This is a genomic window from Nonlabens spongiae (genome assembly GCF_002117125.1).
GTDB classification, from domain to species: domain Bacteria; phylum Bacteroidota; class Bacteroidia; order Flavobacteriales; family Flavobacteriaceae; genus Nonlabens; species Nonlabens spongiae.
In genome coordinates this window covers 1,410,437-1,435,099 of the sequence record NZ_CP019344.1, presented here as the reverse complement: position 1 = coordinate 1,435,099, position 24,663 = coordinate 1,410,437, and the positions used below count along the sequence as shown (strand labels likewise).

Here is a 24,663-nt window from a genome sequence, read left to right as displayed (position 1 = left end):
ACAACTTAAAAGGGCAATGCTCAAAAAAAGAGCAAATAGTGGTAGGAATATTTTTTTCATGTGATTATAGTTTGTGGTAAAATTAAAGTTTACAGAAAATTCCTATCCATATGTAATGTTAATCTGTTTTCCTGTTTCTATTTTATTTCGATCATTTAAGTGTTTGGAAAACATCGTCTTGTGACACGGTTCTGTAATTTGTTTAGAAAACTTTATAGGGTATGATTAACAATAGAGGTACTTTTGCCCGGTATTGCAAATCAATGCTGATTCATGTCTACCCAATTTAGATGCTTACTGCTCATCTTTGTTCTGCTAGTTACTAGCAACAGTTTTTCTCAAGTTAAGAGAACCTATTCTGACTCTATAGTGCTACTGCAAAATCCTGGTGTCGTGGAATATGATTATTATCTAAGTCAAAAGGATACCGTTAAAAACGGAAAATTCAGGTTTCATGCCACCTCCCACACAAGTGACGGAAATGAGATCCCACTACTTGAAATTACTGGGTCATTTAAAAATGGGAAACCAGATAAAGAGTGGATTCTTAAGATGGAGAATTACGAGCTTGCTGATAAGAAACAGTTCAAGAATTACCGTTTTGTGACAGAACTCAACGGTAAGGAATCTATAGTTTCAGGATCTTTTAAGAATGGTTTACCTAACGGCGAGTGGCGAGTTATAGAAAGAATCATCGCCTCATCTCAGATTACTGATACTATTTATGATTCTTCAAATACCTATGATGCTGGGGTTCCCATCCAAACCTTACGTATTAACGCTGCAGATGGAGCGGTTATAGGGCGCCGGTTGAGAAATGGTTTTGCACAGGGAGACTGGTCCTTTATCTCTCAAGATGGTTTGCGGGATGAGGAGACTTGGGAATTTGAAAATGGATTACTGCGGTTCATCGGTGTGATTCAGGAAAACGGCGTGCAACAGATTCCCATGTTTGATGCTGATAAAGAGAATTATCAAAATTCTGTTTTGGACCGTCACTATCTGGATATCATCAAACTTACAGAAGAAAGTCAAGACGCCAGTGTGCGCAGCAGTATTATTGATTTGATAGATCGTGATCTGGAATTTAAAAACAGCTTCCTTGAAATTATGAAGGCGTTAAATGTGGAAACAAGCCTTCATTTGGGTAAGGTGCGTATTCCTTACTTTCCATTAACAAAGAAGGAACAAAATCTCATAGATCAAATCTCTAGATCATTTTACGATTCAAAAGAGGTCTCTGATATTATCTTGAACAACACACAGCTGGCGATCCGTAAACTTTCAAATCCACAAATTGATGGACTGTATCGCCTAACTCAGAATATTGATTCAACTTATTTGATCCCATCTCAACGTCTTGTAAATTATTATGAGCGCGATCTCATGACTTATGAGCCTCGAGAAAACATTGTTCAAAAACTTTTTGAGAATCCAGAATTAGAAACCAACTCGTTGATCGAGAATCAGTCCGCCGAAGAAATAGTTTCCCTTGAAGATGTATTGCGCACTCTGGAAAATGTTCAGGAAAATCTGGACAAGATTAAGGAATTGTTGAAAGACGACATCGATGCGCAACAGTTGAGGACTAAATTTTTGCCCGAAGAATCTGCCCTTATTGCCGACTCTCAAAGACTCAGCAGTAAGATCGACAGCCTAGCAAATACAATCAATCAAAATCAATCTGATGCCATGAAGGGCCTTAAGCCGTTTCTAGTTTCAAGACTTACCGAGTATGCAAACATGCCTGAAGGCTTCAGCAAACTTGACCAAGCAAAAAGCCTTCAGCAATGTTTTAACAAAGTAGATGTTTTGCTGGATACGCTAGCGGTACTGCCCGAGAAGCAAAAGCAGATTGATTATTTATATAAAGACAAAATCTTCAATCCTTTCACATCAACCCTCATGGATGGCAAGATCAAGAAGAGGATAACTGAAGCCTACTATGAGAAAGCCATGCCTTATTTATTGAAGCAAGTCGCCCAGCTCAACTCGTGCGATGATATTGACGAGCTTACCGCGGCTTTCGACTCCTTGCACCAGCGTCTGGTCGCTCTTCGTGATGAAGAGACCTACCGCTTAGAGCGCAGATTGAGAAAGGCAGATGATCCCGTTGAGGTCTTGAGATTGTTTCAGGTAGACACACCCTTTAATTTCTAATTACACATGAGATATTTTATTTTTATTTCGTTTGTTGTTTTGGGTGTCGCTTTCGCGAAAGCGCAAGAACCCACCATCCTCCCAGAAGAAACAAAGCTTAAGGATGCCAAGACAAAATACTGGTTCAATACATACGGGAACATACGCATAGGAAAAAGGTTGTTCTGGATTGCTCAAACACATTTCAGGTTTGAAGAGTCTGAAGACATGCCGTTTGCGGGTCAGCTGGGTCAAATCTATAACAGACATGCGATAGGCTGGTTGTATAACAAAAAGTTCAATGCTGCCCTAGGTGGTGTACTCCGTCTCAATTTCAATACCGATGAGAGCGACGACACGGGTAGAAATCTTGTTCCAGAATACCGCATCTGGCACCAGTATCAGTTTGCCGTACCTATTTCATCAGTCATGGCGTATCACCGCCTGAGGATAGAACACCGCTGGACCAGAGGTTTTGCAGACGATTCAGATTTTATTTTTAGAAATAGGTGGAGGTACATGTTCCGACTCAAAATTCCGTTGAATCGTCCCAGTTTGCAGCCTAAAGCATTTTATTTAGGTCCGGAAACTGAGTTAATTATGCAAACTGGTAAAGAAGTAGTGGGGAGTAATCTTGAAGATTTACGACTTACAATTACTTTAGGTTATATCATCAACCCAAGACTTACCGTTGCAGCTGGTCTTATGTACACTACTGGACAGACTTTAGATAATCCGGGAATCTACGGTCAGGACTGGACTATACGCATGCATATCTACTTCTCGCCTGACATAAGAAAAGTAAAGAATAAATTACCCGCCATACACTTATTTGACTAACTATGAAAAAGAGAACTGTTTTAGGAGTCGTCCTATTGCTTATTGCTGTTGCGAGTAGTCTATATTTAGCTTATCGCAATGCTCAGTTAGAAGATGAACTAGAAGAGGAGGCAGTTGCAAATTCGGTTGCGGCAGATAGTGCCTACACTCAAGAAGTTCAAAAAATTGACTCTCTGCTATATGCAGGAGATTATCAAGCTGCGGCTGAAGGGTATGAAAATATAGGTTCTGGTAATCAAAGTACTGATCTCGATCTCGAATTGAGACGCAAGGTCGCAACAAATTTTCTAGCACTCAGCAAACGAGCTCAAAGCTCAAGTGCGTCAACTTTTATGTCTACATCTAGTTCTGAGGACAGTAATCTAGACATGAGAGATGCCGATAGTCTACGATTTGAACTGGAAAAAGCTAATTTGAGACTGGTAAAAGCTCAGTCAGAATTAAAGAGAAGGTCTTTTGGTCAATACCTGAATTTTGAGAGCAGTAAAGGTAACCAGATGCATTATGTAGGCCAAGTTAAAAATGGGAAGGCAAATGGCGAAGGAATTGCCATCCTTGATTCGGGTAGCTTGTATGAAGGTCAATGGAAAGATAATATGCGACACGGTCAGGGAAAATTCTTCTGGTCAGACGGTCAGTATTATGTCGGGAATTATGAAAACGATATGCGCAGTGGTGAAGGAAGCTATTTCTGGTTAAACGGCGATAAGTATGTAGGTGAGTGGGAGAATGACAAACGCAACGGCTACGGCAAATTCTTTAATAAATCCAAAGAACTCCTTGCCAGCGGTATCTGGAAAGAGGATGATCTGGTGGAAGAAGATTGATTAATCCCTTCATTTCAGGTTTCATTCTAGTTCTTAATACTCTAGCGCAAACCTTATAGTAATCCTATATTTGTGCGACAATGGAGCAGGTTAAAATTATAGAATGTCCACGGGACGCGATGCAGGGTATCAAAGAGATGATTCCCACAGATCTCAAAGTTCAATATATCCAGTCCTTGCTGCGTTGTGGATTTGATACGATTGATTTTGGCAGTTTTGTCTCTCCCAAGGCCATCCCGCAAATGGTGGATACAGCAGAAGTGCTGTCAAAACTTGACCTTTCAAGAACCAATTCAAAACTTCTCGCAATCATTGCCAACCTGCGTGGTGCCACAGATGCGGTAAAACATCCCGAGATTGACTATTTGGGCTTTCCTTTTTCCATTTCAGAAAATTTCCAGATGCGCAATACGCACAAAACCATTGCAGAATCTGTTGATGTGCTCAAACAGATTCTTGATGTCGCTGGGGAAAATGATAAGGAACTGGTGGTGTATATATCCATGGGATTTGGCAATCCTTATGGAGATCCTTGGAATGTGGAAATTGTAGGCGAGTGGACGGAGAAATTGGCTGGAATGGGAGTGAAGATCCTGAGCTTATCGGACACGGTAGGTACCAGCGATCCAGAAACTATTGATTATCTCTTTTCTAATTTGATTCCTAAATATCCTAATGTGGAATTTGGCGCTCATTTACACACAACTCCCACAACCTGGCATGAAAAAGTAGACGCAGCTTTCAAAGCAGGTTGTAGGCGTTTTGATGGTGCGATTCAGGGTTTTGGTGGTTGTCCCATGGCAAAAGATGAGTTGACTGGCAACATGCCTACAGAAAAAATGGTGAGTTATTTTAATACCGCAAAAGTAGATATAGGAGTAAATGCCATGTCATTTGAAAGCAGTTACAACGAGGCTACTAAGATCTTTACAAAGTATCACTAGACACCTTTTAAAAGTCATATCACTCATAAATTTGTGACCTGCACATTCTTGAATAATTATCTTTTCTAACTCATTTTATTTCAAGCCTTCATAGCCGTAAATTTGCAGCCGCTATGAGGACAAAGACAAGAAAAAAAAACCGTATCAATGTAATCACTTTAGGCTGTTCTAAGAATGTTTATGACAGTGAGGTGCTGATGGGCCAGCTCAAGGCCAGTGGTAAAGATGTGGTACATGAAGAAGAAGGCAATGTGGTTGTCATCAACACCTGTGGGTTTATTGATAATGCAAAGGAAGAAAGCGTCAACACTATCTTGGACTTTGTAGAGCGTAAGAATAAGGGTGAAGTAGATCAGGTTTTTGTTTCCGGTTGTCTTTCAGAGCGCTATAAGCCAGATCTTCAGAAGGAAATTCCAGATGTGGATCAGTACTTTGGGACTACTGAACTCCCATCGCTACTCAAAGCACTGGGAGCTGACTATAAACATGAGTTAATCGGCGAGCGTGTGACGACCACGCCTAAAAATTACGCCTATTTCAAAATCGCTGAGGGTTGTGATCGCCCCTGTTCATTCTGTGCCATACCGCTCATGCGTGGCAAGCACCGCAGTACACCTATCGAAAATCTCGTAATAGAAGCAGAAAAACTGGCTGCGAGCGGTGTTAAGGAATTGATCCTTATTGCTCAAGATTTGACATATTACGGTCTGGATCTCTATAAGAAACGTAGACTGGGAGATTTGTTAAAAGCACTCGCTCAGGTCGACGGCATTGAGTGGATCAGGATGCATTACGCGTTCCCGACAGGTTTCCCCATGGATGTTCTGGAGGTGATGAAAACAGAGCCTAAAGTTTGTAACTACATCGATATCCCACTACAGCATATTTCTACTAAGTTATTGAAGTCCATGCGTCGCGGGACTACCTATGAGAAGACAAATGCGTTATTGTCTCGCTTTCGCGAAAGCGTACCAGAAATGGCTATACGTACCACATTAATCGTAGGGTATCCTGGAGAAACTGAGGAAGATTTTCAGTTGCTGAAAGAGTGGGTGAAGGAACAGCGATTTGAGCGTTTGGGATGTTTTACCTATTCACATGAAGAAAATACCCATGCGTATAACCTAGAAGATGACGTTCCAGAGGAGGTGAAGCAGGATCGAGCTAATGAAATCATGGAAATTCAATCCCAAATCTCGTGGGAGTTGAACCAACAAAAAATAGGTAATGTCTATAAAGTCATGATCGACCGCAAACGTGGGAATCACTTTGTAGGCCGCACAGAATTTGACAGTCCTGATGTGGACAACGAGGTACTCATAGACGCCGCTGAACATTACCTATCAGTAGGTGAATTTGTCAACGTGAAGATCACAGACGCAGAGGACTTTGATCTATATGGTGAGCCCGTGATCAGCTGAATTTAAAATCTTGAGTCTTTTCTCTGAATAATTGTAAATATTTCTCCATAAATTTTCTGAGGATTCATTCAACTATTGTGGATTTGATCTTTTTCAAATTTTAGAATTCGTTCCGTTATAAACACCTATACATTTGTAAAAGCAGTCGATATAAAACAGCTTTCGCGAAAGCGAGAACACCCACTGATCTTTTCATAATCTTCATGAAATAAGTTATAAAATCTATTAATTTCTTTAATTTTAATAAAATCTATTGGATATTCGTTGTATATTGAAGGTATGAAAACTTTAGCTGCATTCATATTTATAATATTCAGTTCTATGTTGTGGGCTCAAAAGGAGGCCACAATCACTAAGAACAATGCGGTGGTAACCTATCAAAAGGAATGTGATGGAACTAGTTGTCAGCTTACAAAGATTAAGGTGTTAGAACAAGGTCAGATAGAGCATTCATTTGTACCTAATAGAAATCAAGTAAGTATCTCCGTACCGGATGATCAGCTGATTTTTATAGAGGATTATAATTTTGACGGTTACAATGATGTACGGGTTTATAGACAATTAGCTGCAGATGGTGTGAACACTTTATTTGACTACTGGATCCTTAATCCAGATACTGGTCAGTATGAATTTAAAGAAGAGTTTACAACGATAAGCCATCCACAGATCGATAGGGATAACAAGCAAATCTTTTCAAGCTGGCGTGAAGGCTGTTGTAAATCAGGAACTGATTTGTTCAGGATTGAGCACGGTGCGCCCGTGATGATCCGTCGAGTCATCAAAACTTATGAATATGGAGTCCCTAACATTAAGATTTACAATAGGGTTGGGGCAGGATTAGTTCTTGAGAATTGAAAAACCCTCTAAGTCTCACTCTATAAATTATTATCTCAATTTTTTTATAATGATCTGAATAATGATATAGATAAAAAAGGATTAGAGTTTTAAAAAGTCTACAATCTTTGTTTACAAATATTTGATTTCAATAAAATCTAGATAAGTCATAATCATAAGAGATTTTGTTGGTCTTTTGGCCGAGTCAAATATGATTATTCTTAATTATTTTCATAGCTTCAAAATTAATTGAACATGAACGTAAAGTCTCAAGTAGTCTATGCTCTTTTAATCGCAATAATCTCATGTGGTCTTTTAAGTGCTCAAGAGCCGTTCAGGGAATTCAAGGTACTTGATTCTCACTTTTTAACTAAGGTTCAGGTGTTTGGTTCACTGCTGGAGGAAATAAAAGATTTTGAGCGTTATGAAAAGTTAGCACCATACATTATGGAAAAGTCCATACCTGAAATTCAACAAGAGATTTTAAATGGAACATTTACCTACGAGGAGCTTACGCGATTCTATTTGTACCGCATATATAAGTACGATCGTGAGAATGAAAAATCCCTGAATTCTGTAATTGCGATAAATGAGCAAAGTATTGAACAAGCAAAAATGGCCGACAAACGGCTACACGATTTTGTTGCTGAGCGATCAAAGTATCACGTGATTTTTTCGGTTTATGGAATGCCCATTCTAGTTAAAGACAATATAGACATCGCAGGCATGCCGACTACTGCTGGAGCTAAGTTGCTTGAAGAAAATAGGCCGGAATCTGATGCAGAAGTGATCACTAATTTAAGAGAGAATGGTGCAATTATACTAGGCAAGACCAACCTAAGCGAGTGGGCCTATTACTTTTGTGGTGATTGTCCCAGTGGTTATAGCGCGATAGGTGGGCAAACCTTGAATCCCTATGGGCGCAAAACTATCGATACCGGTGGTTCAAGCAGTGGTAGTGGAGTAGCGGTAACAGCAAATTTTGCCGTGGCGGCATTAGGTAGTGAAACTGCTGGTAGTATTATTTCTCCCGCTTCTCAAAACTCGGTAGTGGGTTACAAGCCAGGAACATCTCTTGTTAGTCGTGGCGTTGTGCCCATTTCAGAATATCTCGATCGAGTAGGGCCTATGACAAAAAATGTCGAGGACAATTTAATCTTAACAGAAGCTGCATTCAACATATCCATAAATTATGGATCTAAGCACAAACCATTAACAGATAGTACTTTAAAAGGTCGTAGAATAGGTGTGTTCAAATCATATTTAAAAAACAACTTGTATAGCAAAGCAATTGATGCCATGAAAAGAACTGGAGCTGAAATTGTCGAGCTGGAAAAAAAAGAAATTGATCTTAATGGTTTTATAACCTTACTGGATGCCGATATGAAAAAAGACCTGCCTGAATATTTCAAGCATTTTGCAAATCCTCAATACAGAGATTATGATATATCTAGCATCATTGCTGAAAATAAAAAGGATTCAACGACTTATATGCCCTACGGTCAGCGGCTGTTTGATAATATAGAAAAGGACACCACTACAGCTGAGCAATTAAGGGAAATTAAATCTAGGCTTTTAAAAAATGCCCAAGAGTTCTATAGCGACTTAAACGATCAAGATCTTGATGTCATTGCCAGCATCAATAACTACGACGCTGCCAGCGCCGCTGTAGGTTTTATGGATTTAATTACGGTGCCTATGGGTTACGATGAAGATGGTAAGCCATATGGGATGACTTTTATTCAGAATAATACAAGCGGTTTTAAAAAATTGTATCACATTGCTGCAGGATTTGAAAGGATGCTGAAAGCGAGAAAACCTCCTAAAGGTTACGAATAAGGTAGCACTCAGAAAGGATTCTGCCATCCATGATCAGTCCGTGGGTTGAATGGTATATTCTAAGGTGAAGACCTCACTTACCCTAAAATAACCAAAAGGATATCTTTCAGGATTTGTTGAGTTGATGATATTTCCTCTTACGGTAGCTGGTGGGGTAGAGAAGGGACCTCCACCACTTCCTTCACCAGATTGATCCAATAGTTTTCTATAAAAATTATAACATTCTTGATCGATTCCTTTTGATCTGAAAGTCGCTAGGTCACCCGCCTCAAAGTCTTCAAAGAAGAAAATGGTGGGTGAGGTGTTTCCATCCAGAAATTCGTCATCACCTACATCTACTTGCTCATTTAATGGGTCTAGGTATTCAAAGAGGTAATAATTACCTAGTCCTGGCGGGTCGTTGTAAAATGCGGTGAGTTTCAAAACATCGTCGCCAAAACCTGTTACAATTTCTTGTTCCACTTCAATTAGCGGACTTGTTCTTACTAGTTGTTCTGTAGCAGTATAAATATCGTTTCCGTCCTCAATTCTTAGTGTATAGGAAACACCATCTTCAGCAGTTATGATCTCTGCACTGTATAACCCAAAGCCAACATCTGTAAGAATATAATTATTTCCCTGGTCATCGCTTACTGTAACCACCGCTCCCTCGACCAAAGGATTTTCCTCGGTGTAAAAATCTGCTGTACGCGATAGGAGAACTTGAGCAACGGTTGTACCATCTTCCTCAAGTTCTATGCTGGCGTCTATTACTAATCTCGGGTCTGCATTGTTGAGATCCAATTCTACCACGTCTTCACAAGACCACATGAAAACAGTTATCAAAAGCAATCCTACAAATTTTCTCATGGTATTAAAATTTAAAGTTATAGGTCACGGCAGGTACAAGCCCAAAAATGGCTAATCGCGTCGCTTCGTTCCTATTAGTTTCTTCATTCTCGGCAAAGCTTATGCTCACAGCATTTCTTCTGTTGTAAGCATTATACAAACTGAAAACCCAGCTTCCCTGCCAGCCTTTGGTTTTTTCAGGTTTAGGAGTATAAGTGGCAGAGAGGTCGAGTCTATGAATCGCTGGCAATCTGCTGGAATTGCGCGACTCAAAGGTGGGTATAAAAAGGTTGTCAAATTGGTATTGACCATTTGGGAAGGTCACTGGCAAACCTGTTTGTAAAGTGAAGTTTGCTCCTAGCGTCCACTTTTTATTCCACTCATAGCTAGAGGTGATGGTTAGATCGTGGGTTTTGTCCCATGGCGAGCTGTACCACTCGCCATTATTAATACCGGGATCATCTGGTTCCAGTCCATCTGTTCTTTGTTCACTACGTGAAAGTGTGTAGGCGATCCATCCTTGCAGTCTTCCCGAGTTTTTTCTAAAAAGCACCTCGAGTCCGTAAGCCTGAGCTTCTCCCGCAAGTAATATTTGTTCCACGGCATCATTGGCGATCAGATCTGCACCATCTATATAATCCAATCTGTTGTTTACTTTTTTATAGAACACTTCTGTTTCGAGAGAAAAGTCGCCTATATTTTTGAAGAAACCTGCAGCAACTTGATCTCCGCGCTGTGGTTCTATAAAATTACCGCTGGGAGCATAGAGGTCAAAAGGTGTAGGCGCATTTGTGTTACTAATCAAGTGAATATACTGGTTGATGCGCTGGTAACTGGCTTTGATACTGGTGTCGTCATCAAGAGAATAAGAAATCCCAAATCGCGGTTCCAGATTCAAAAAGGACTCTAATGTTTCACTCCTACTGGAAGAAAATGTACCTATGGGATCATTCTTTTCATAAATCTCTAATTCCTGATTGTAGGAAAGGGGTCCATCTGGCCCATAGATGTTCTGGGAGTCTTGGCCCAGTCGATTGAAGGTGCTCAATCGCAATCCAGCATTAACGTTGATTTTTTCGGAGAGGTCAAACTCGCCGTCCACGTAGATTCCATTTTCCCAAGCATATTTTTTTATTAATTGACGCTCGTTGATTCCACTGGTTTCTGTAGTAGGGACGATTTTACCTGGGTCAAATTCATAATAAATGGAATTGAGCCCATAACGCATTTTCACTTTGTTGTTTAAGAAATGAGTGAGATCGTACTTAGCGTTCAAGTTGTTTATCCCGCTGTCAAATTGAAATTCGACAAAATCCAGCTCCAGCCCATAATTATAATCGCTGAAGATCAAAGAGGTATTGGCAAAGAGCTTGTCGTTGAACAAATGGTTCCATCTTAAATTGACAAAACTGTTTCCAAATTTATTTCCAAACAAATTGTCAACTTCAAATACATCCCGCCCAAAATAACTACTCATATAAAGTCGATCATTCTCTCCCACATTCCAACTCAACTTTGCGTTCAGATCGTAGAAATAAGCCGTATTATCGATATCAAAAAGCGGCAGAAATAAATGTGCATAACTACTACGCCCACCTATTAAAAAAGAAGCTTTGTCTTTTACAATAGGTCCTTCAAGAAGTAATCTACTGGCCACGAGTCCTATACCTCCAGTTCCGGACAATCGCTGTTTATTTCCATCACGCTGATAAATATCCAGTACACTTGAAACCCTACCGCCGTATCGCGCTGGGATTCCACCTTTGTAAAGTTTGAGATCTTTTATTGCATCTGGATTGAAGACGGAGAAAAAACCAAATAAGTGATCGCTTCCGTAAAGCGTTGCCTCATCCAGCAGCACGAGATTTTGGTCTGCCGCGCCACCACGCACATTGAAGCCAGATGATCCCTCACCGGCATTAGAAACCCCTGGTAATAAAGTAAGCGCTTTTACAAGATCCGTCTCGCCCAGAACTACAGGAATCTTTTTGATCGTTTCCATGCTTAGTGAGTTGACGCTCATTTGTGGCGATTTGGTCTCCAATTTCTCTACATCGTTTTTGATCACGATGGCTTCCAGTTCCTCACCCTGTGCAACCAGAGCGATGTCCAGTTTCATGTTTTCAGAAAGTTCAATCGTTTGCTCTACAGGCGCATATCCTAAACTGGTAAATTGAACTTTATAAGTTCCCGTTGGTATTGTTATGGAGTAAAATCCGTATTCGTTTGTGATCGTTCCCGTCGGGATTTCGGGAAAGACCACGTTCACATTGAGTAGAGTCTCGCCGGTGCTTTTCTCAGTGATCGTTCCTGACAGGGTCGCTTTTTGAGAGTACGCTTTCGCGAAAGCGAGAACAAAAAAAAACACTCCTAGATAAAACTTCTTCAAACCTGGATATTATGATTGATGGTTCAAGAACGGCGATGCCGCTTTCCTATTGCAAATTAAACCTATAGACGAGCGAGTTAGGGAATTGTTAACGTGATTTTAAATAGTAATTGCACGCCAATTATAGCCATGTAAGCCTCATCTTACCTAACTGTTCCTTATTTTTATCCCAAACCTAAAATATGTCTGTAAAAGATCTTTCAAAAAATCTCAGTTTGCCAGTGATTGCGGCGCCCATGTTTTTAATTTCAGGACCGGAACTGGTCATAGAATGTTGTAAAAATGGAATCATCGGGACATTCCCTGCTTTGAACCAGCGCTCTAGTGAGGGTTTTGAGGAGTGGTTGATTACTATCAAAGAGCAGCTGTCAGCCTGGGAAAAAGAAACAGGTAAGAAGGCAGCGCCGTTTGGAGTTAATCTCATTGTTCACGGGAGCAACCCCAGACTGGAGGCCGACTTAAAATTGTGCATGAAGCATCGAGTGCCGCTAGTGATTACTTCGCTGGGAGCAGTAAGCGATGTGGTAAACGCCGTGCACAGCTATGGTGGACTGGTCTTCCACGATGTAATTAAAAAACGTCATGCAGAAAAGGCGATGGAAGCCGGTGTGGATGGATTGATCCTAGTCTGTGCCGGAGCTGGTGGACATGCTGGAACACTCAATCCCATGCCGTTCATTAGAGAAGTGAAAAGCTTTTTTGACGGAGCGATTATACTTTCAGGCGCGATGAGTTCTGGTCAAGATGTGGCCAGCGCCTGCCAGATGGGAGCAGATTTTGCCTATCTAGGAACCCGCTTCATCAATACAAATGAGTCAAAAGCAACTGATGAATACCGCCAGATGATCATCGATGCTGGGTCAAGTGATGTAGTGTACACTGCAGCAATATCAGGTGTGAGCGCAAATTTTCTATCGGCGAGCCTACAAGCAGCAGGTATCACAGAAGAACAATTAGCTTCAAAAGGGAAAATAGATTTTGGGAAAGAAATGGATACGGAGGCCAAAGCCTGGAAAACCATCTGGAGTGCCGGTCAAGGAGTTGCGACTGTAAAGGATTCCATCCCTGCCTCTGAATTAATTCAGCGTATGAAAAATGAGTTTACGGAAGCGATTGAGCAACAAGTGGAAGTTCTCAAAAAATACAGCTGATTATCAAATTCCAATCCCGATTGTTAACGGGACCAAATTCCAAATTTGGACTCAGGTTGCTTAGATGAACTGGTTTATTTTTTAACCTCTAACCTCTAACCTCTAACCTCTAATCTCTAATCTCAAATCTCAAATCCCTGAATGAATTTCTCTTCAAAAATCTTAGAAGACGCTGTAAATGAGATGTCGCAATTGCCGGGAGTAGGGAAACGTACCGCTTTGCGTTTCGTATTGCATCTCATGCGCCAGCCAGAACAGCAAACCGATCAACTGTCGACTGCGCTGACCCGCATGCGACACGATTTGAAATTCTGTAAGAAGTGCCATAACGTAAGCGATGGTGATCTTTGTGAGATATGCAGCAGTCCCAAACGCGATGAAACCATCGTGTGCGTGGTGGAGGATATCAGGGATGTGATGGCGATTGAAAACACGAGTCAATATCGTGGTCTTTATCATGTTTTGGGTGGTAAAATCAGCCCTATGGATGGCATCGGGCCACAGGATCTCAAAGTACGATCGCTTGTCGAACGCATAAAAAAAGATGGTGTTCAAGAGATAATTTTTGCGCTAAGTCCTACTATAGAGGGAGATACCACTAATTTCTATATTTTCAAACAGCTGGAAGGTATTGACATACGCACTTCCACGATCGCCAGGGGAATCGCCGTGGGCGACGAGCTCGAGTTTGCTGACGAGGTCACACTAGGCCGTAGTATTGCTCAGCGCGTACCTTATGAATCTTCTATCAAGAATTAGATTTTGGAACTTTCGGTCATCATTCTCAATTACAATGCTAAGCATTTCTTGAATCTGTGTCTCAAGAGCGTTCTTGCAGCCACTCAAGATCTCGATGCAGAAATCATCGTGGCCGATAATCATTCACAAGATGGCAGTACCGAGCTGGTGAAGCAACATTTTCCACAAGTTAAATTGCTGGCTTTTGATCAGAACCATGGTTTCTCCAAAGGGAATAACCTTGCGGTAGAGCAAGCGAGCGGTGAGTATCTATGTATTTTAAATCCTGATACGGTAGTTCCTGAGCAGGTCTTTGTTGAGTGTCTCGCTTTCGCGCGGTCGCTGAGCGGAGTCGAAGTGAAAGCGTCGCAACCACAATCCCACGACCACAAGAAATTAGGTTTTCTAGGCGTAAGACTCATGGATGGTAGCGGCACATTCCTACCCGAAAGCAAAAGACACATCCCCACACCAGAAGTCTCTCGACAGAAGATTTTAGGTAACGATTCCAATTATTATTTTAATAAGGTGGGCGAGTTTAGAGAGGACGCAGTCGATATACTGGTGGGCGCGTTTATGTTTTGTAAGGCTAATGTCTATAAGGAATGTGGCGGTTTTGACAATCGCTACTTCATGTATGGAGAAGATATTGATTTGAGTTACACGGCACTTCAAAAGGGATTTCAAAATTATTACTTGGGCTCGCAAACGGTTTTACATTTCAAGGGAGAAAGCACGGTAAAAGATAAGGTGTATCTCAAACGATTTTATGGCGCCATGGAGTTGTTCTACGATAAATATTTCAAGCGAAACCGATTAGAGAAATGGCTGGTAAAAGCTGCTGCGAAATTGTTTGTACTGGTAAAATCTTCAACGAGCGAAAAAGTTCAAGAGGTTCAAAACTTAAAACAAATTTTTGTTTCAGAAACAGGATGGCAGGGCACTGAGAACTTAATCACACGTTCTTTAGAATCGGTTGAAGAAGAAAGTTCCTCAGAACTCATTTTTGATACATCAAGTTATTCTTTTAGTGAGATACTTACCTTTATTAAAGAACATAGGCGGAAGTTTAAATATCGTTTTTATGCAGAAAATACGAGTACGATTCTAGGAAGTGATGATGCAAATGCTCGTGGAGCAGTGAAAATAATGAAGTGAATAAGCGATTTGATTGCAGATTTGATAACGAATTCTTAAAAACCGCGGTTAACGATGAAAAATCCGCAATTACAGAATTGAGAAGTATTATTTTTGCAGACTTAAAGAAATAAGAATTAGAAAATAGTTATGGCAAGATTTGAGTTGAAGTTGCCCAAAATGGGTGAATCTGTTGCAGAAGCAACTATTACTTCATGGCTTAAGGAAGTAGGGGACACCATCGAGATGGATGAACCTGTTCTTGAAATTGCCACAGATAAAGTCGATAGCGAGGTTCCCAGCGAGGTGGATGGTAAACTTGTTGAGAGGCTATTTGAGTTAGATGATGTTGTTCAAGTAGGGCAAACCATCGCCATCATCGAGACAGAAGGTGAAGGTGAAACTGAAGATGCAGACTCAACCGAAACTTCAGAGGTAAGTGAGCCAAAAGTAGTTGAAGAAGCTGCTGCGAGAATTGAACAAGAAATTACGTCAAGCACTAGCTCTGACAACAATTATGCAGATTCTGATTCATTTTACTCACCCTTAGTAAAAAACATAGCTAAACAAGAAGGTATTTCTTTGGACGAGTTAGAGTCCATTTCCGGAACCGGTAAGGGTGGTCGAGTTACCAAAAATGACATTTTAGCTTATGTCGAGGATAAAAAAGCAGGAAAAGTTACTGCTACATCATCTAACCCATCCACACCGGCAGCACCAGCTTCGCACAGTGCTGCTCCAAAGCAAGCACCTGTTGCAGCACCCGTTTCGGTAAATGGAGGTGATGAAATTATGGAAATGAGCCGCATGGGGAAACTCATTTCGCACCACATGGTAGCATCAGTACAGACCAGTGCACACGTTCAGAGTTTTATTGAATGTGACGTAACCAATATCTGGAACTGGAGAAAGAAAAACAAAGATGCTTTCAAACAACGTGAAGGGGAAAATTTGACATTCACTCCTATCTTTATGGAAGCAGTTGCTCAGGCGATCAAGGAATTTCCTATGATCAACATTTCAGTAGACGGAGACAAGATCATCAAGCGAAAAAATATCAATCTAGGTATGGCTGCTGCCTTGCCAGACGGTAACCTAATCGTTCCGGTAATTAAGAATGCTGATCAGTTGAATCTGGTAGGTATGGCAAAATCAGTAAATGATCTTGCAAATAGAGCCAGAACTGGAAAATTGAAACCAGACGACACTCAAGGAGGAACGTACACGGTAACTAATGTAGGAACTTTTGGATCGATCATGGGTACGCCTATCATCAATCAGCCGCAGGTGGCAATTTTGGCACTTGGAGCGATTAGAAAAGTGCCAGCAGTTGTAGAAACTCCAGATGGTGATTTCATCGGTATACGTATGAAAATGTTCTTGTCACATAGCTATGATCACAGAGTAGTGAACGGAGCGTTGGGCGGACAGTTTGTTCAGCGTGTGGCGCAGTTACTAGAAGGATTTGATCCGGACAGAACTATTTAGAGGTCACCAATTTCAAGATTCAAAAATGCCCGTTTCAGTTGTGAGACGGGCATTTTGTTTTTAGGATTAGGATCAATTCAGTTCTTGAGCTTTCCTTTTGATTTTAGATACTTTGTTATGGCATCTTTAGAAGTAAACCAAACCCTACCTTCTTTATAAGCGTCGATTTGCCCTTTGCGAGCTAGTAGGCTTACATATTCTTGACCGTAAGGAATAGCTGGCTCTTTAACAATGTCAGAAATGGGTGCAAAATCACCCGCAATGTCTTCGAGATTATTTAAGTAGATATCTGTAGACCTAGTAACAGCTTGTAATGTCAATTCTAAAAGCTTATCTAAATTCCCCTGATCAGCATCTTTAAGTGCTTTGTAATATCTCTTTCGATCTGAAGCCAGAATAATACCGGGTGGATAACCTTCTTTCATAAGCAAGAGATTAAACAAGAGTCTCACGGTTCTACCATTCCCATCAAAAAATGGATGAATGTAAACGAATCGATGATGAAAAATGGCAGCCTGAACTATTGGATGAAAGTCTTGAGAATTTGCAACCCAGTCAATTAATTCTTCCAAAAGGTCTGGAACTTTACGAGCGTTAGGCGGTAGAAATTGCGCACCGCTTATGCGTACTCCAGCATTTCTGAGCCTACCTGCAAATTCCTTATCAATCTTATCCATGATTAACTCGTGAACATTCAAGACATCCCTTTCTCTAAGAGTGTAGTTAGGTGAAATAAGTTGCTCGATGTATTCAATAGCATCTTTGTGGTTCACTGCTTCAAAATGTTCCCTAAGCGTTTTTCCAGAAACGGTTATTCCATCCTGAATCACCATTTGAGTTTCTTTCAGTGTCAGCGTGTTCCCTTCAATACTGTTGGAACTATGGATCCATTCTATATCAAGACTTTCCCTGATGTTGTTCACTACAGCGCTGGGGAAAGGGCGCAATTGATCAAGACGCTCCTTCTTTGCTTCTAGTCTAGAAAGGCGTTGACTGTTTTCCTCACTTACCGATATATCATTCCATTTTTTCACAACGCAAATATCGGTAAATAAAATATAATAGCTTTCCGATACTTGTGAGTTTTAGTACCTATTTAAATGGCTCTAATCTATACGTACAAAATAGCTAACTCATTTTTAGATTTTGATAAAGTCTAGATTTCCCAAAAAAGATTTTGGTTTAATAGGCACATATAATTGTCTTACGCGTAGTTTCCAGTCGGATTTGAATAGATTTTTCCAATAATGATTTGAAGGATAAATAATCTTATCGACTTTCCCATAATGATCATCATAAGAAAACTTTTCCCACGTTTCTAGAATTGGCTCTAGACCAAAATTCGATTCTAAATCGCTAAGTCCTTCTGTTTTTAATACATGATCATTGAGAATATAAATATTCTTGGACCAGTCAACTATAAGAATGAAAAGACATTCGTCATCTAAAACTAGTCTGGGGCTTAGAGCGATGAACTTTATATCATCAAGTAGACAGTCAAAAGATTTACAAAACTTACCTAGTCCAGTAATTTTGGAAGGGAAGGCGGTAAAAACTAATTTTGATTCTGTTATCTCAATCCCAGATTTCAAAACTTACATCTTAAACATGGGATATCCGCTCATCTTCTCCATGACCTGAGATTTCAGTGCAGCTAGTTTGTCTTCATCTTCCATGTTCATCAAACACTCATCGATCACTTTAACGATCCACTTCATGTCGTCTTCATTAAGACCTCTCGTGGTAATTGCGGGTGTTCCTATGCGTATACCGCTGGTAACAAAGGGTGATTCTGTATCAAAAGGAACCATGTTTTTATTCACGGTTACATCTATTTCACCGAGCGCCTCTTCAGCCTGCTTACCGGTTATTCCTTTATTGCGTAGGTCGATCAGCATGCTGTGGTTGTCTGTTCCGCCAGAGATGATTTGGTAGCCTTTTTCCACAAATGCGGCTGCCATAGCTTTTGCATTCTGGCGGGTTTGAACCGTGTAGTGAAGAAATTCGTCTGTTAACGCTTCCGCGAAAGCGACCGCCTTTCCAGCTATCACGTGCATCAACGGCCCTCCTTGATTTCCTGGAAAGACTGCGCTGTTGAGTAGCGTAGACATCTTCTTTAATTTACCAGACTTGAGTTTTTGGCCAAATGGGTTTTCAAAGTCTTTTCCCATAATGATCAGTCCGCCGCGTGGACCTCTCAAGGTTTTATGGGTGGTCGTAGTACAAATATGTGCATGAGGTACGGCATCTTGTAAGATACCTTTTGCGATAAGTCCGGCTGGATGGGCGATATCTGCTAGGAGTAAAGCGCCTACTTTGTCCGCTATTTCGCGAAAGCGTTTATAGTCAATCTCACGACTGTAAGCCGAGGCTCCCGCGATAATCATTTGAGGTTGTTCTTCCTCAGCGATTTTTTCAATCTTATTGTAATCGAGTAAACCCGTTTCTTTTTCTACGCCGTAAAAAGAGGTTTTGTACAACTTTCCAGAAAAATTCACTGGTGAACCGTGCGTCAAGTGGCCACCATGAGAAAGGTCAAAACCTAAAATCTTATCACCCGGATTCATACAAGCATGAAAAACCGCTGTGTTTGCCTGACTGCCGGAGTGCGGCTGAACATTCACATATTCCGCATTGAAAAGTTCTTTAGCTCGCTCTATGGCAATGTTTTCTATTTCATCGACCACTTCACAACCTCCATAGTAACGTTTTCCAGGATACCCTTCGGCATATTTGTTTGTGAGTATGGAGCCTACAGCGTTAAGCACGTCTTCACTTACGTAGTTTTCACTTGCAATGAGTTCTATACCATTAGTCTGGCGTTGCTTCTCCTGATTGATCAGGTCAAAAATTTCTTGATCCATGGGCGGTGTTGTGAAATATTTAGGACACAAAAGTAAGTTGTTAATCGCATTGTCCACCTTACTATTGATATATTTGAATGAGACTTTTTAACAGAAAATCAAATTATGTCAATTACTGCTAACGATCCGAAACGCAAATCATGGATAGGTTATAGTGCAGACTCCCACTTTCCTGTTCAGAATATTCCATTTGGGGTGTTTTTAACTAGAGACAATGTCATTACGATAGGTACGAGGATAGGGGACTACGCTATAGATTTAGGAGCTCTTCAAGAGTTGGGCTATTTTGATAGCGTACCACTTACTGACGATATGTTCATGCAAGACACCTTGAATGATTTTATATCTGATGGTAAGAAGACGTGGAGACTCGTTCGCAATCGTATAGGTGATATTTTTGATAAAGAAAATCCGGAACTCAGAGATAATAAGGAGCACCGCGATCGCATCATATTTGCGATGGATGAGGTGGAAATGCAGCTTCCTGTCCTAATAGGTGATTATACTGATTTTTACAGCAGCAAGGAACACGCGACTAACGTGGGAACCATGTTCCGTGATCCTGATAATGCTTTGCTGCCTAACTGGTTGCACATGCCGGTGGCCTATCATGGACGCAGTAGTTCCATAGTTCCCAGCGGTATTCCCATACACCGGCCTCAAGGTCAAACGATGCCAGCTGATGCAGACGCGCCAGTTTACGGACCCAGCAAGCTCCTCGATTTTGAGCTGGAAATGGCTTTTATTACTACAGATGCAAATAATCTAGGTCAGCCCATTGCTGTAGATAAAGCTGAAGATTACATCTTCGGTATGGTGTTATTCAATGACTGGAGCGCCCGTGATATTCAGAAATGGGAATATGTGCCCCTAGGTCCATTTTTAGGGAAGAATTTTGCGAGTTCCATATCACCGTGGATTGTTACCTTAGATGCATTGGAACCCTTCAGAACCGAAGCTCCCAAAAAAGAGAAACCTGTTCTGGACTACCTAAAATCAAAAGGTAAATCTACTTTTGATATTCATCTGGAAGTCGATATTACTCCAGAGGGAGGTCGTCCTACCACGGTTTGTAAATCCAATTTCAAACACATGTACTGGGATATTTCCCAGCAGCTGGCGCATCATACGGTCAACGGTTGTCCTGTGAACAGTGGGGACATGATGGGTAGTGGTACGATTTCAGGTCCCACGCCAGATAGTTACGGTTCCATGCTGGAATTAAGCTGGAAGGGAACGAAGCCGGTGAAGCTTAACGACGGTACAGAACGTAAGTTTATTCAAGACCACGATACGGTAACCATGCGTGGCTATTGTGGTAGGAATGAAGTAAGAATAGGATTTGGTGAAGTAGAAACTAAAGTGTTGCCAGTTTATAAACCTAAATCTAAATAGGACTTTTTTGAATCCCGCTTTCGCGCTGCGCCTTCGGCAAGCCTATGGCGACCGAGGGAAAGCGGGAATCTTCAAAATCCTTTACTAAAAAGTAAATCGTAGTTGATTCATGACAGATTCGGAATGTGATTGTAAAGCAGAGGTGTATGGATAATCTAAAAATTCCATATCAGGACCTCAGATTCTATTCCAATATCATCAAGGACTATCTCGACCGAAAGGATGAGGTGCGACCATTTTATCATAGGTTTCCCACCTTGCATAATTTTGAAGCTCAAATTCAGGAAAAACAAGCTGAATGGAAAGAAGCTCCTCCTAAAAGAGCATCTCTTGTTGAAGTCTTAAGAGATCAGTATCAAAGTTTGCCGGAGAATGAACATGTTGCCAGTAATATAAACCTACTCAGTAGTGACAATACGTTTACTATAACTACGGGTCACCAGCTCAATCTTTTTACCGGTCCTTTATATTTCTTGTATAAGATTGCTTCAACCATCAATTTGTGCAAAAAATTAAAGGAGGCTTATCCTGATAGGAATTTTGTGCCCATCTTTTGGATGGCGACTGAAGATCATGATTTTGAAGAGGTTCAATACTTCAATTTTGGCGACCGTAAAATTGTCTACGATCGTGAAGCCGGCGGTGCAGTAGGACGTCTTGATAATTCTGGACTGGATAAAGTGTATGACAGTTTTGAGACCTTGCTGGGGAATCATGAACACGCAAAGCAGCTTAAGAATCTATTCAAAAACGCTTATCTCAGTCATAAAAATTTAGCTGATGCCACGCGATATATAGCTCACGAGCTATTCGGTCAGGAAGGATTGGTGGTTCTCGATGCAGATGATGCCCGATTGAAACAGCACGCGATAGGTCATTTTGAACAAGATTTGCTGGATAATCTGGCTTTTGAGAGAGTAAATGAGACGATCGATGCGTTTCCGCCAGAATATAAAGTGCAGGTGAATCCGCGGGAGATCAATTTGTTTTACCTGACAGATGAGCATCGTGGTCGTATCATTTTTAAAGATGAAAAGTACTTTGTAGATGGTGTGGATCTCGCTTTCGCGAAAGCGGAACTGCTCAAAGAGCTCCACGATCACCCTGAACGATTCTCGCCCAATGTAATTCTTAGGCCACTCTATCAGGAAATAATTTTGCCGAATTTATGTTATATAGGAGGCGGCGGTGAGATGGCGTACTGGCTGGAGCTGAAGTCTTTTTTCGAAGCCAGTAAAGTGACTTTTCCCATATTGCTTTTACGTAACTCTGCGCACCTCGCCACGAGTAAAGAATTGGACAAGCTATCCCGATTAAAACTACAACCCGCAGATTTGTTTCAGGAAGAGTTTGAACTTGAGGAACAGGTCACGCGACAAATCAGTCATATCAATATTGATTTTGAACCTCAAAAACGACATCTCAAAAATCAATTTGCCGATCTCTACGATCTAGCCGAAAAAACCGAAAAATCGTTCAAAACAGCTGTTGCTGCTCAAGAACAAAAACAAATCAATGGCCTGGAACACCTTGAAAAGCGGTTACTGAAAGCCCAAAAACGCAAACTCGCAGATGAAATTGAGCGATCGTTGAAACTACAGAAAGAATGGTTGCCCAGTGGCGGCTTGCAGGAACGTGTGACAAACTTTTCCTATTTCTATCAAAACTACGGGAGCGATCTTATCGATAAGATTTTAGAAGGTCTGGATCCATTGGATTTAAGGTTCACAGTAATCAAAATTGATTGAGGATCCATGAAATTTCGCAGTAGAAAAGACGCGCTTCTTTATGTATTGTTCCTAGTAATAGGTGTTTTGGCAGTTTTGATTTTTATCAATTTCTGGAACGCTCCCAGCTTAAATAGGGAGATGCTGGTTCCTGCATTTGCGTTGTTACTCGTGTTGGGTTTGCTTCTATGGATTGCCATGGGGACTTCTTACGAGATCACTGAAAATGAAATGAAATACCGATCAGGCCCTATAAAAGGTGCAATTGCTATTTCAGATATTCATGAAGTGGTAGTGGGAAAGACTATGTGGGTAGGCTTGAAGCCCGCTACCGCCAGAAATGGAATAATCGTGCGATATGAGAAATTTAGCGAGATCTACATAAGTCCAGATAATAACCAGCGATTTGTGGACAAGCTGCTCAAAAGAAACAAAGCTATCGTAGTCACAAGACATAAAGAATAGAGGCAGAGCCATGAAATTATAGATGAATATTCTGTTGAAATCGTATTCATAAAGCAACTGATTTCTATCGCATCTTCATTGCTAAAAAAGTAAATTTGCGCATGCAACACGACAAGGTTTTAATACTCGACTTTGGTTCACAATACACGCAACTTATCGCTAGACGTGTACGGGAACTCAACATCTATTCAGAAATCAAACCCTATCATACTTCGTTAGACGATCTGGAAGACTATAAGGCGGTTATATTATCTGGTAGCCCTATGTCTGTAAGGTCTGAAGAGGCTTTTCATATAGACCTGAAATCCATAAGAGGTACTAAACCTATCTTGGGAATTTGCTATGGTGCACAATATTTGGCCCATTATAATGGAGGGGAAGTCGCTCCTTCAAATATTAGAGAGTACGGTCGTGCGCATCTCACCGTGATCAAGGCTGAGGAGGCGCTTTTTGAAAAGATCAATGAAAATACTCAAGTCTGGATGTCGCACAGCGATACCATAAAAGAACTTCCAGAAGGAGCTGAGCGTATCGCGAGTACCGCAGACGTCCTCAATGCTGCCTTTAAAATAAAGGACGAAGAAACCTTTGCCATACAGTTCCACCCAGAAGTTTACCATTCTACTGATGGTAAGCAGTTGCTTGAGAATTTCCTGATCCGCATTGCGGGTGTAAAACCGGACTGGACACCGACTAGCTTTATAGAAGAAACCGTTGAGGCCCTTCAAGAAAAGATAGGCGATGGGAAAGTGATTTTAGGACTTAGTGGTGGTGTGGATAGTAGCGTTGCAGCTATGTTATTACACCAGGCGATAGGTAGGAATCTGTATTGCATTTTTGTAAATAACGGTCTGCTGCGTAAGGATGAATTTCCTCAAGTGCTTGATCAGTACGAGGGTATGGGACTCAATGTAAAAGGAGTTGATGCCACGGCACGGTTTATGGAAGCCCTCAAAGACGAGGCTGATCCTGAGAAAAAGCGTAAAGCCATAGGCCGCACTTTTATCGAGGTTTTTGATGATGAGGCAACCGCTGTAGACGGAGCAGAATTTTTGGCACAGGGTACTATTTATCCTGATGTTATCGAGAGTGTTTCTGCAACGGGTGGGCCCAGCGCGACCATAAAATCGCACCATAATGTGGGTGGTTTGCCAGATTTCATGAAGCTCAAAGTGGTAGAGCCACTCAAAGCTTTGTTCAAAGATGAGGTGAGAAGAGTGGGAAGGTCCATGAATATGCCAGAGGATATTCTGGGAAGGCATCCTTTTCCGGGTCCTGGACTGGCCATACGAATCTTAGGTGATGTCACGTTAGAGAAAGTGAAAATGTTGCAGGAAGTAGATGCTATTTTTATCAATAACTTGAAAAAATGGGAGCTTTATGATCGCGTTTGGCAGGCTGGAGCCATGCTTTTACCGGTGAATAGCGTGGGCGTCATGGGCGATGAACGCACCTATGAAAAATGCGTAGCCTTGCGGGCTGTAGAAAGTACGGATGGTATGACCGCTGATTGGGTGAATTTACCCTATGAATTTTTGCAAGCCACCAGTAACGAGATCATTAATAAGGTAAAAGGCGTAAATCGCGTGGTTTACGACATCAGTTCTAAGCCGCCTGCAACCATAGAATGGGAATAA

The 24,663-nt window shown here is 41.2% G+C and carries 20 protein-coding genes; 15 read left to right on the top strand and 5 right to left on the bottom strand.

Annotation, left to right across the window (positions count from 1 at the left end; all coding sequences use genetic code 11):
* Window positions 1-273: 273 nt before the first annotated feature.
* From BST97_RS06580 to BST97_RS06550, 7 genes are all read left to right on the top strand, one after another.
* On the top strand, window positions 274-2,160 hold the full coding sequence (locus BST97_RS06580; protein ID WP_085766492.1) for a hypothetical protein: 1,887 nt from the start codon (window positions 274-276) through the stop codon (window positions 2,158-2,160).
* Window positions 2,161-2,166: 6 nt separating this feature from the next.
* Entirely contained in the window at window positions 2,167-2,979 is an 813-nt protein-coding gene (locus BST97_RS06575; protein ID WP_085766491.1) for a DUF2490 domain-containing protein, read from the top strand.
* 2 nt (window positions 2,980-2,981) lie between these two features.
* A complete protein-coding gene (locus BST97_RS06570; RefSeq protein WP_085766490.1) occupies window positions 2,982-3,806 on the top strand; it encodes an MORN repeat-containing protein in 825 nt (274 codons plus the stop codon).
* A gap of 80 nt (window positions 3,807-3,886) precedes the next feature.
* Complete coding sequence (locus BST97_RS06565; RefSeq protein ID WP_085766489.1) at window positions 3,887-4,750, top strand: hydroxymethylglutaryl-CoA lyase; 864 nt, start codon at window positions 3,887-3,889, stop codon at window positions 4,748-4,750.
* A gap of 113 nt (window positions 4,751-4,863) precedes the next feature.
* Window positions 4,864-6,171 (top strand): 30S ribosomal protein S12 methylthiotransferase RimO, encoded by a 1,308-nt coding sequence (gene rimO, locus BST97_RS06560; RefSeq protein ID WP_085766488.1) that lies wholly within the window; start codon window positions 4,864-4,866, stop codon window positions 6,169-6,171.
* A 279-nt stretch (window positions 6,172-6,450) separates the two neighbouring features.
* Complete coding sequence (locus BST97_RS06555; RefSeq protein WP_157111508.1) at window positions 6,451-7,026, top strand: XAC2610-related protein; 576 nt, start codon at window positions 6,451-6,453, stop codon at window positions 7,024-7,026.
* A gap of 234 nt (window positions 7,027-7,260) precedes the next feature.
* Window positions 7,261-8,844 carry an amidase family protein gene (locus BST97_RS06550; protein ID WP_085766486.1) on the top strand — a complete coding sequence of 528 codons (1,584 nt, stop codon included), beginning with the start codon at window positions 7,261-7,263 and terminating at the stop codon, window positions 8,842-8,844.
* A 33-nt stretch (window positions 8,845-8,877) separates the two neighbouring features.
* Here the strand turns inward: BST97_RS06550 and BST97_RS06545 are convergent, their stop codons facing one another.
* Both BST97_RS06545 and BST97_RS06540 read right to left on the bottom strand, forming a co-directional pair.
* Window positions 8,878-9,693: a DUF4249 domain-containing protein gene (locus BST97_RS06545; RefSeq protein ID WP_085766485.1), complete on the bottom strand. Its 816-nt coding sequence runs from the start codon at window positions 9,691-9,693 to the stop codon at window positions 8,878-8,880.
* Between the two features lie 4 nt (window positions 9,694-9,697).
* Window positions 9,698-12,061, bottom strand: a complete 2,364-nt coding sequence (locus tag BST97_RS06540; RefSeq protein WP_085766484.1) for a TonB-dependent receptor — start codon at window positions 12,059-12,061, stop codon at window positions 9,698-9,700.
* Window positions 12,062-12,243: 182 nt separating this feature from the next.
* Here BST97_RS06540 and BST97_RS06535 point away from each other — a divergent pair, with 182 nt between their 5' ends.
* The 4 genes from BST97_RS06535 (at window position 12,244) to BST97_RS06520 (ending at window position 16,575) form a co-directional block, all read left to right on the top strand.
* Window positions 12,244-13,212, top strand: a complete 969-nt coding sequence (locus BST97_RS06535) for an NAD(P)H-dependent flavin oxidoreductase (RefSeq protein ID WP_085766483.1) — start codon at window positions 12,244-12,246, stop codon at window positions 13,210-13,212.
* A gap of 141 nt (window positions 13,213-13,353) precedes the next feature.
* Entirely contained in the window at window positions 13,354-13,971 is a 618-nt protein-coding gene (gene recR / locus BST97_RS06530) for a recombination mediator RecR (RefSeq protein ID WP_085766482.1), read from the top strand.
* Window positions 13,972-13,974: 3 nt separating this feature from the next.
* Window positions 13,975-15,108 (top strand): glycosyltransferase family 2 protein, encoded by a 1,134-nt coding sequence (locus tag BST97_RS06525; protein WP_085766481.1) that lies wholly within the window; start codon window positions 13,975-13,977, stop codon window positions 15,106-15,108.
* 129 nt (window positions 15,109-15,237) lie between these two features.
* Window positions 15,238-16,575, top strand: a complete 1,338-nt coding sequence (locus tag BST97_RS06520; RefSeq protein ID WP_085766480.1) for a dihydrolipoamide acetyltransferase family protein — start codon at window positions 15,238-15,240, stop codon at window positions 16,573-16,575.
* Window positions 16,576-16,652: 77 nt separating this feature from the next.
* Here the strand turns inward: BST97_RS06520 and BST97_RS06515 are convergent, their stop codons facing one another.
* The 3 genes from BST97_RS06515 to glyA all read right to left on the bottom strand — a co-directional run bounded on the left by BST97_RS06515 (window position 16,653) and on the right by glyA (window position 19,439).
* Window positions 16,653-17,609 carry a Fic family protein gene (locus BST97_RS06515; protein ID WP_157111506.1) on the bottom strand — a complete coding sequence of 319 codons (957 nt, stop codon included), beginning with the start codon at window positions 17,607-17,609 and terminating at the stop codon, window positions 16,653-16,655.
* A gap of 105 nt (window positions 17,610-17,714) precedes the next feature.
* Window positions 17,715-18,167: a hypothetical protein gene (locus BST97_RS06510; RefSeq protein ID WP_085766479.1), complete on the bottom strand. Its 453-nt coding sequence runs from the start codon at window positions 18,165-18,167 to the stop codon at window positions 17,715-17,717.
* Between the two features lie 3 nt (window positions 18,168-18,170).
* Entirely contained in the window at window positions 18,171-19,439 is a 1,269-nt protein-coding gene (glyA, locus tag BST97_RS06505; protein WP_085766478.1) for a serine hydroxymethyltransferase, read from the bottom strand.
* Window positions 19,440-19,544: 105 nt separating this feature from the next.
* On the opposite strand from glyA, the gene fahA reads away from it, so the two are divergent.
* The 4 genes from fahA (at window position 19,545) to guaA (ending at window position 24,663) form a co-directional block, all read left to right on the top strand.
* Window positions 19,545-20,834 carry a fumarylacetoacetase gene (gene fahA / locus BST97_RS06500; protein ID WP_085766477.1) on the top strand — a complete coding sequence of 430 codons (1,290 nt, stop codon included), beginning with the start codon at window positions 19,545-19,547 and terminating at the stop codon, window positions 20,832-20,834.
* A 146-nt stretch (window positions 20,835-20,980) separates the two neighbouring features.
* Entirely contained in the window at window positions 20,981-22,582 is a 1,602-nt protein-coding gene (bshC, locus tag BST97_RS06495) for a bacillithiol biosynthesis cysteine-adding enzyme BshC (protein WP_085766476.1), read from the top strand.
* 6 nt (window positions 22,583-22,588) lie between these two features.
* On the top strand, window positions 22,589-23,026 hold the full coding sequence (locus BST97_RS06490; RefSeq protein ID WP_085766475.1) for a PH domain-containing protein: 438 nt from the start codon (window positions 22,589-22,591) through the stop codon (window positions 23,024-23,026).
* Between the two features lie 101 nt (window positions 23,027-23,127).
* Window positions 23,128-24,663, top strand: coding sequence for a glutamine-hydrolyzing GMP synthase (guaA, locus tag BST97_RS06485; protein ID WP_085766474.1), 1,536 nt, complete (start codon window positions 23,128-23,130; stop codon window positions 24,661-24,663).

What these genes read in the sequence shown, in the direction of transcription:
- BST97_RS06575 (WP_085766491.1), top strand. Translation starts at nt 2,167, where the DNA reads ATGAGATATTTTATTTTTATTTCGTTTGTTGTTTTGGGTGTCGCTTTC.
- BST97_RS06565 (WP_085766489.1), top strand. Translation starts at nt 3,887, where the DNA reads ATGGAGCAGGTTAAAATTATAGAATGTCCACGGGACGCGATGCAGGGT.
- glyA (WP_085766478.1), bottom strand. Translation starts at nt 19,439, where the DNA reads ATGGATCAAGAAATTTTTGACCTGATCAATCAGGAGAAGCAACGCCAG.
- BST97_RS06550 (WP_085766486.1), top strand. Translation starts at nt 7,261, where the DNA reads ATGAACGTAAAGTCTCAAGTAGTCTATGCTCTTTTAATCGCAATAATC.
- BST97_RS06555 (WP_157111508.1), top strand. Translation starts at nt 6,451, where the DNA reads ATGAAAACTTTAGCTGCATTCATATTTATAATATTCAGTTCTATGTTG.
- fahA (WP_085766477.1), top strand. Translation starts at nt 19,545, where the DNA reads ATGTCAATTACTGCTAACGATCCGAAACGCAAATCATGGATAGGTTAT.
- BST97_RS06490 (WP_085766475.1), top strand. Translation starts at nt 22,589, where the DNA reads ATGAAATTTCGCAGTAGAAAAGACGCGCTTCTTTATGTATTGTTCCTA.
- bshC (WP_085766476.1), top strand. Translation starts at nt 20,981, where the DNA reads ATGGATAATCTAAAAATTCCATATCAGGACCTCAGATTCTATTCCAAT.
- BST97_RS06580 (WP_085766492.1), top strand. Translation starts at nt 274, where the DNA reads ATGTCTACCCAATTTAGATGCTTACTGCTCATCTTTGTTCTGCTAGTT.
- BST97_RS06520 (WP_085766480.1), top strand. Translation starts at nt 15,238, where the DNA reads ATGGCAAGATTTGAGTTGAAGTTGCCCAAAATGGGTGAATCTGTTGCA.
- rimO (WP_085766488.1), top strand. Translation starts at nt 4,864, where the DNA reads ATGAGGACAAAGACAAGAAAAAAAAACCGTATCAATGTAATCACTTTA.
- BST97_RS06570 (WP_085766490.1), top strand. Translation starts at nt 2,982, where the DNA reads ATGAAAAAGAGAACTGTTTTAGGAGTCGTCCTATTGCTTATTGCTGTT.
- BST97_RS06535 (WP_085766483.1), top strand. Translation starts at nt 12,244, where the DNA reads ATGTCTGTAAAAGATCTTTCAAAAAATCTCAGTTTGCCAGTGATTGCG.
- guaA (WP_085766474.1), top strand. Translation starts at nt 23,128, where the DNA reads ATGCAACACGACAAGGTTTTAATACTCGACTTTGGTTCACAATACACG.
- BST97_RS06545 (WP_085766485.1), bottom strand. Translation starts at nt 9,693, where the DNA reads ATGAGAAAATTTGTAGGATTGCTTTTGATAACTGTTTTCATGTGGTCT.
- recR (WP_085766482.1), top strand. Translation starts at nt 13,354, where the DNA reads ATGAATTTCTCTTCAAAAATCTTAGAAGACGCTGTAAATGAGATGTCG.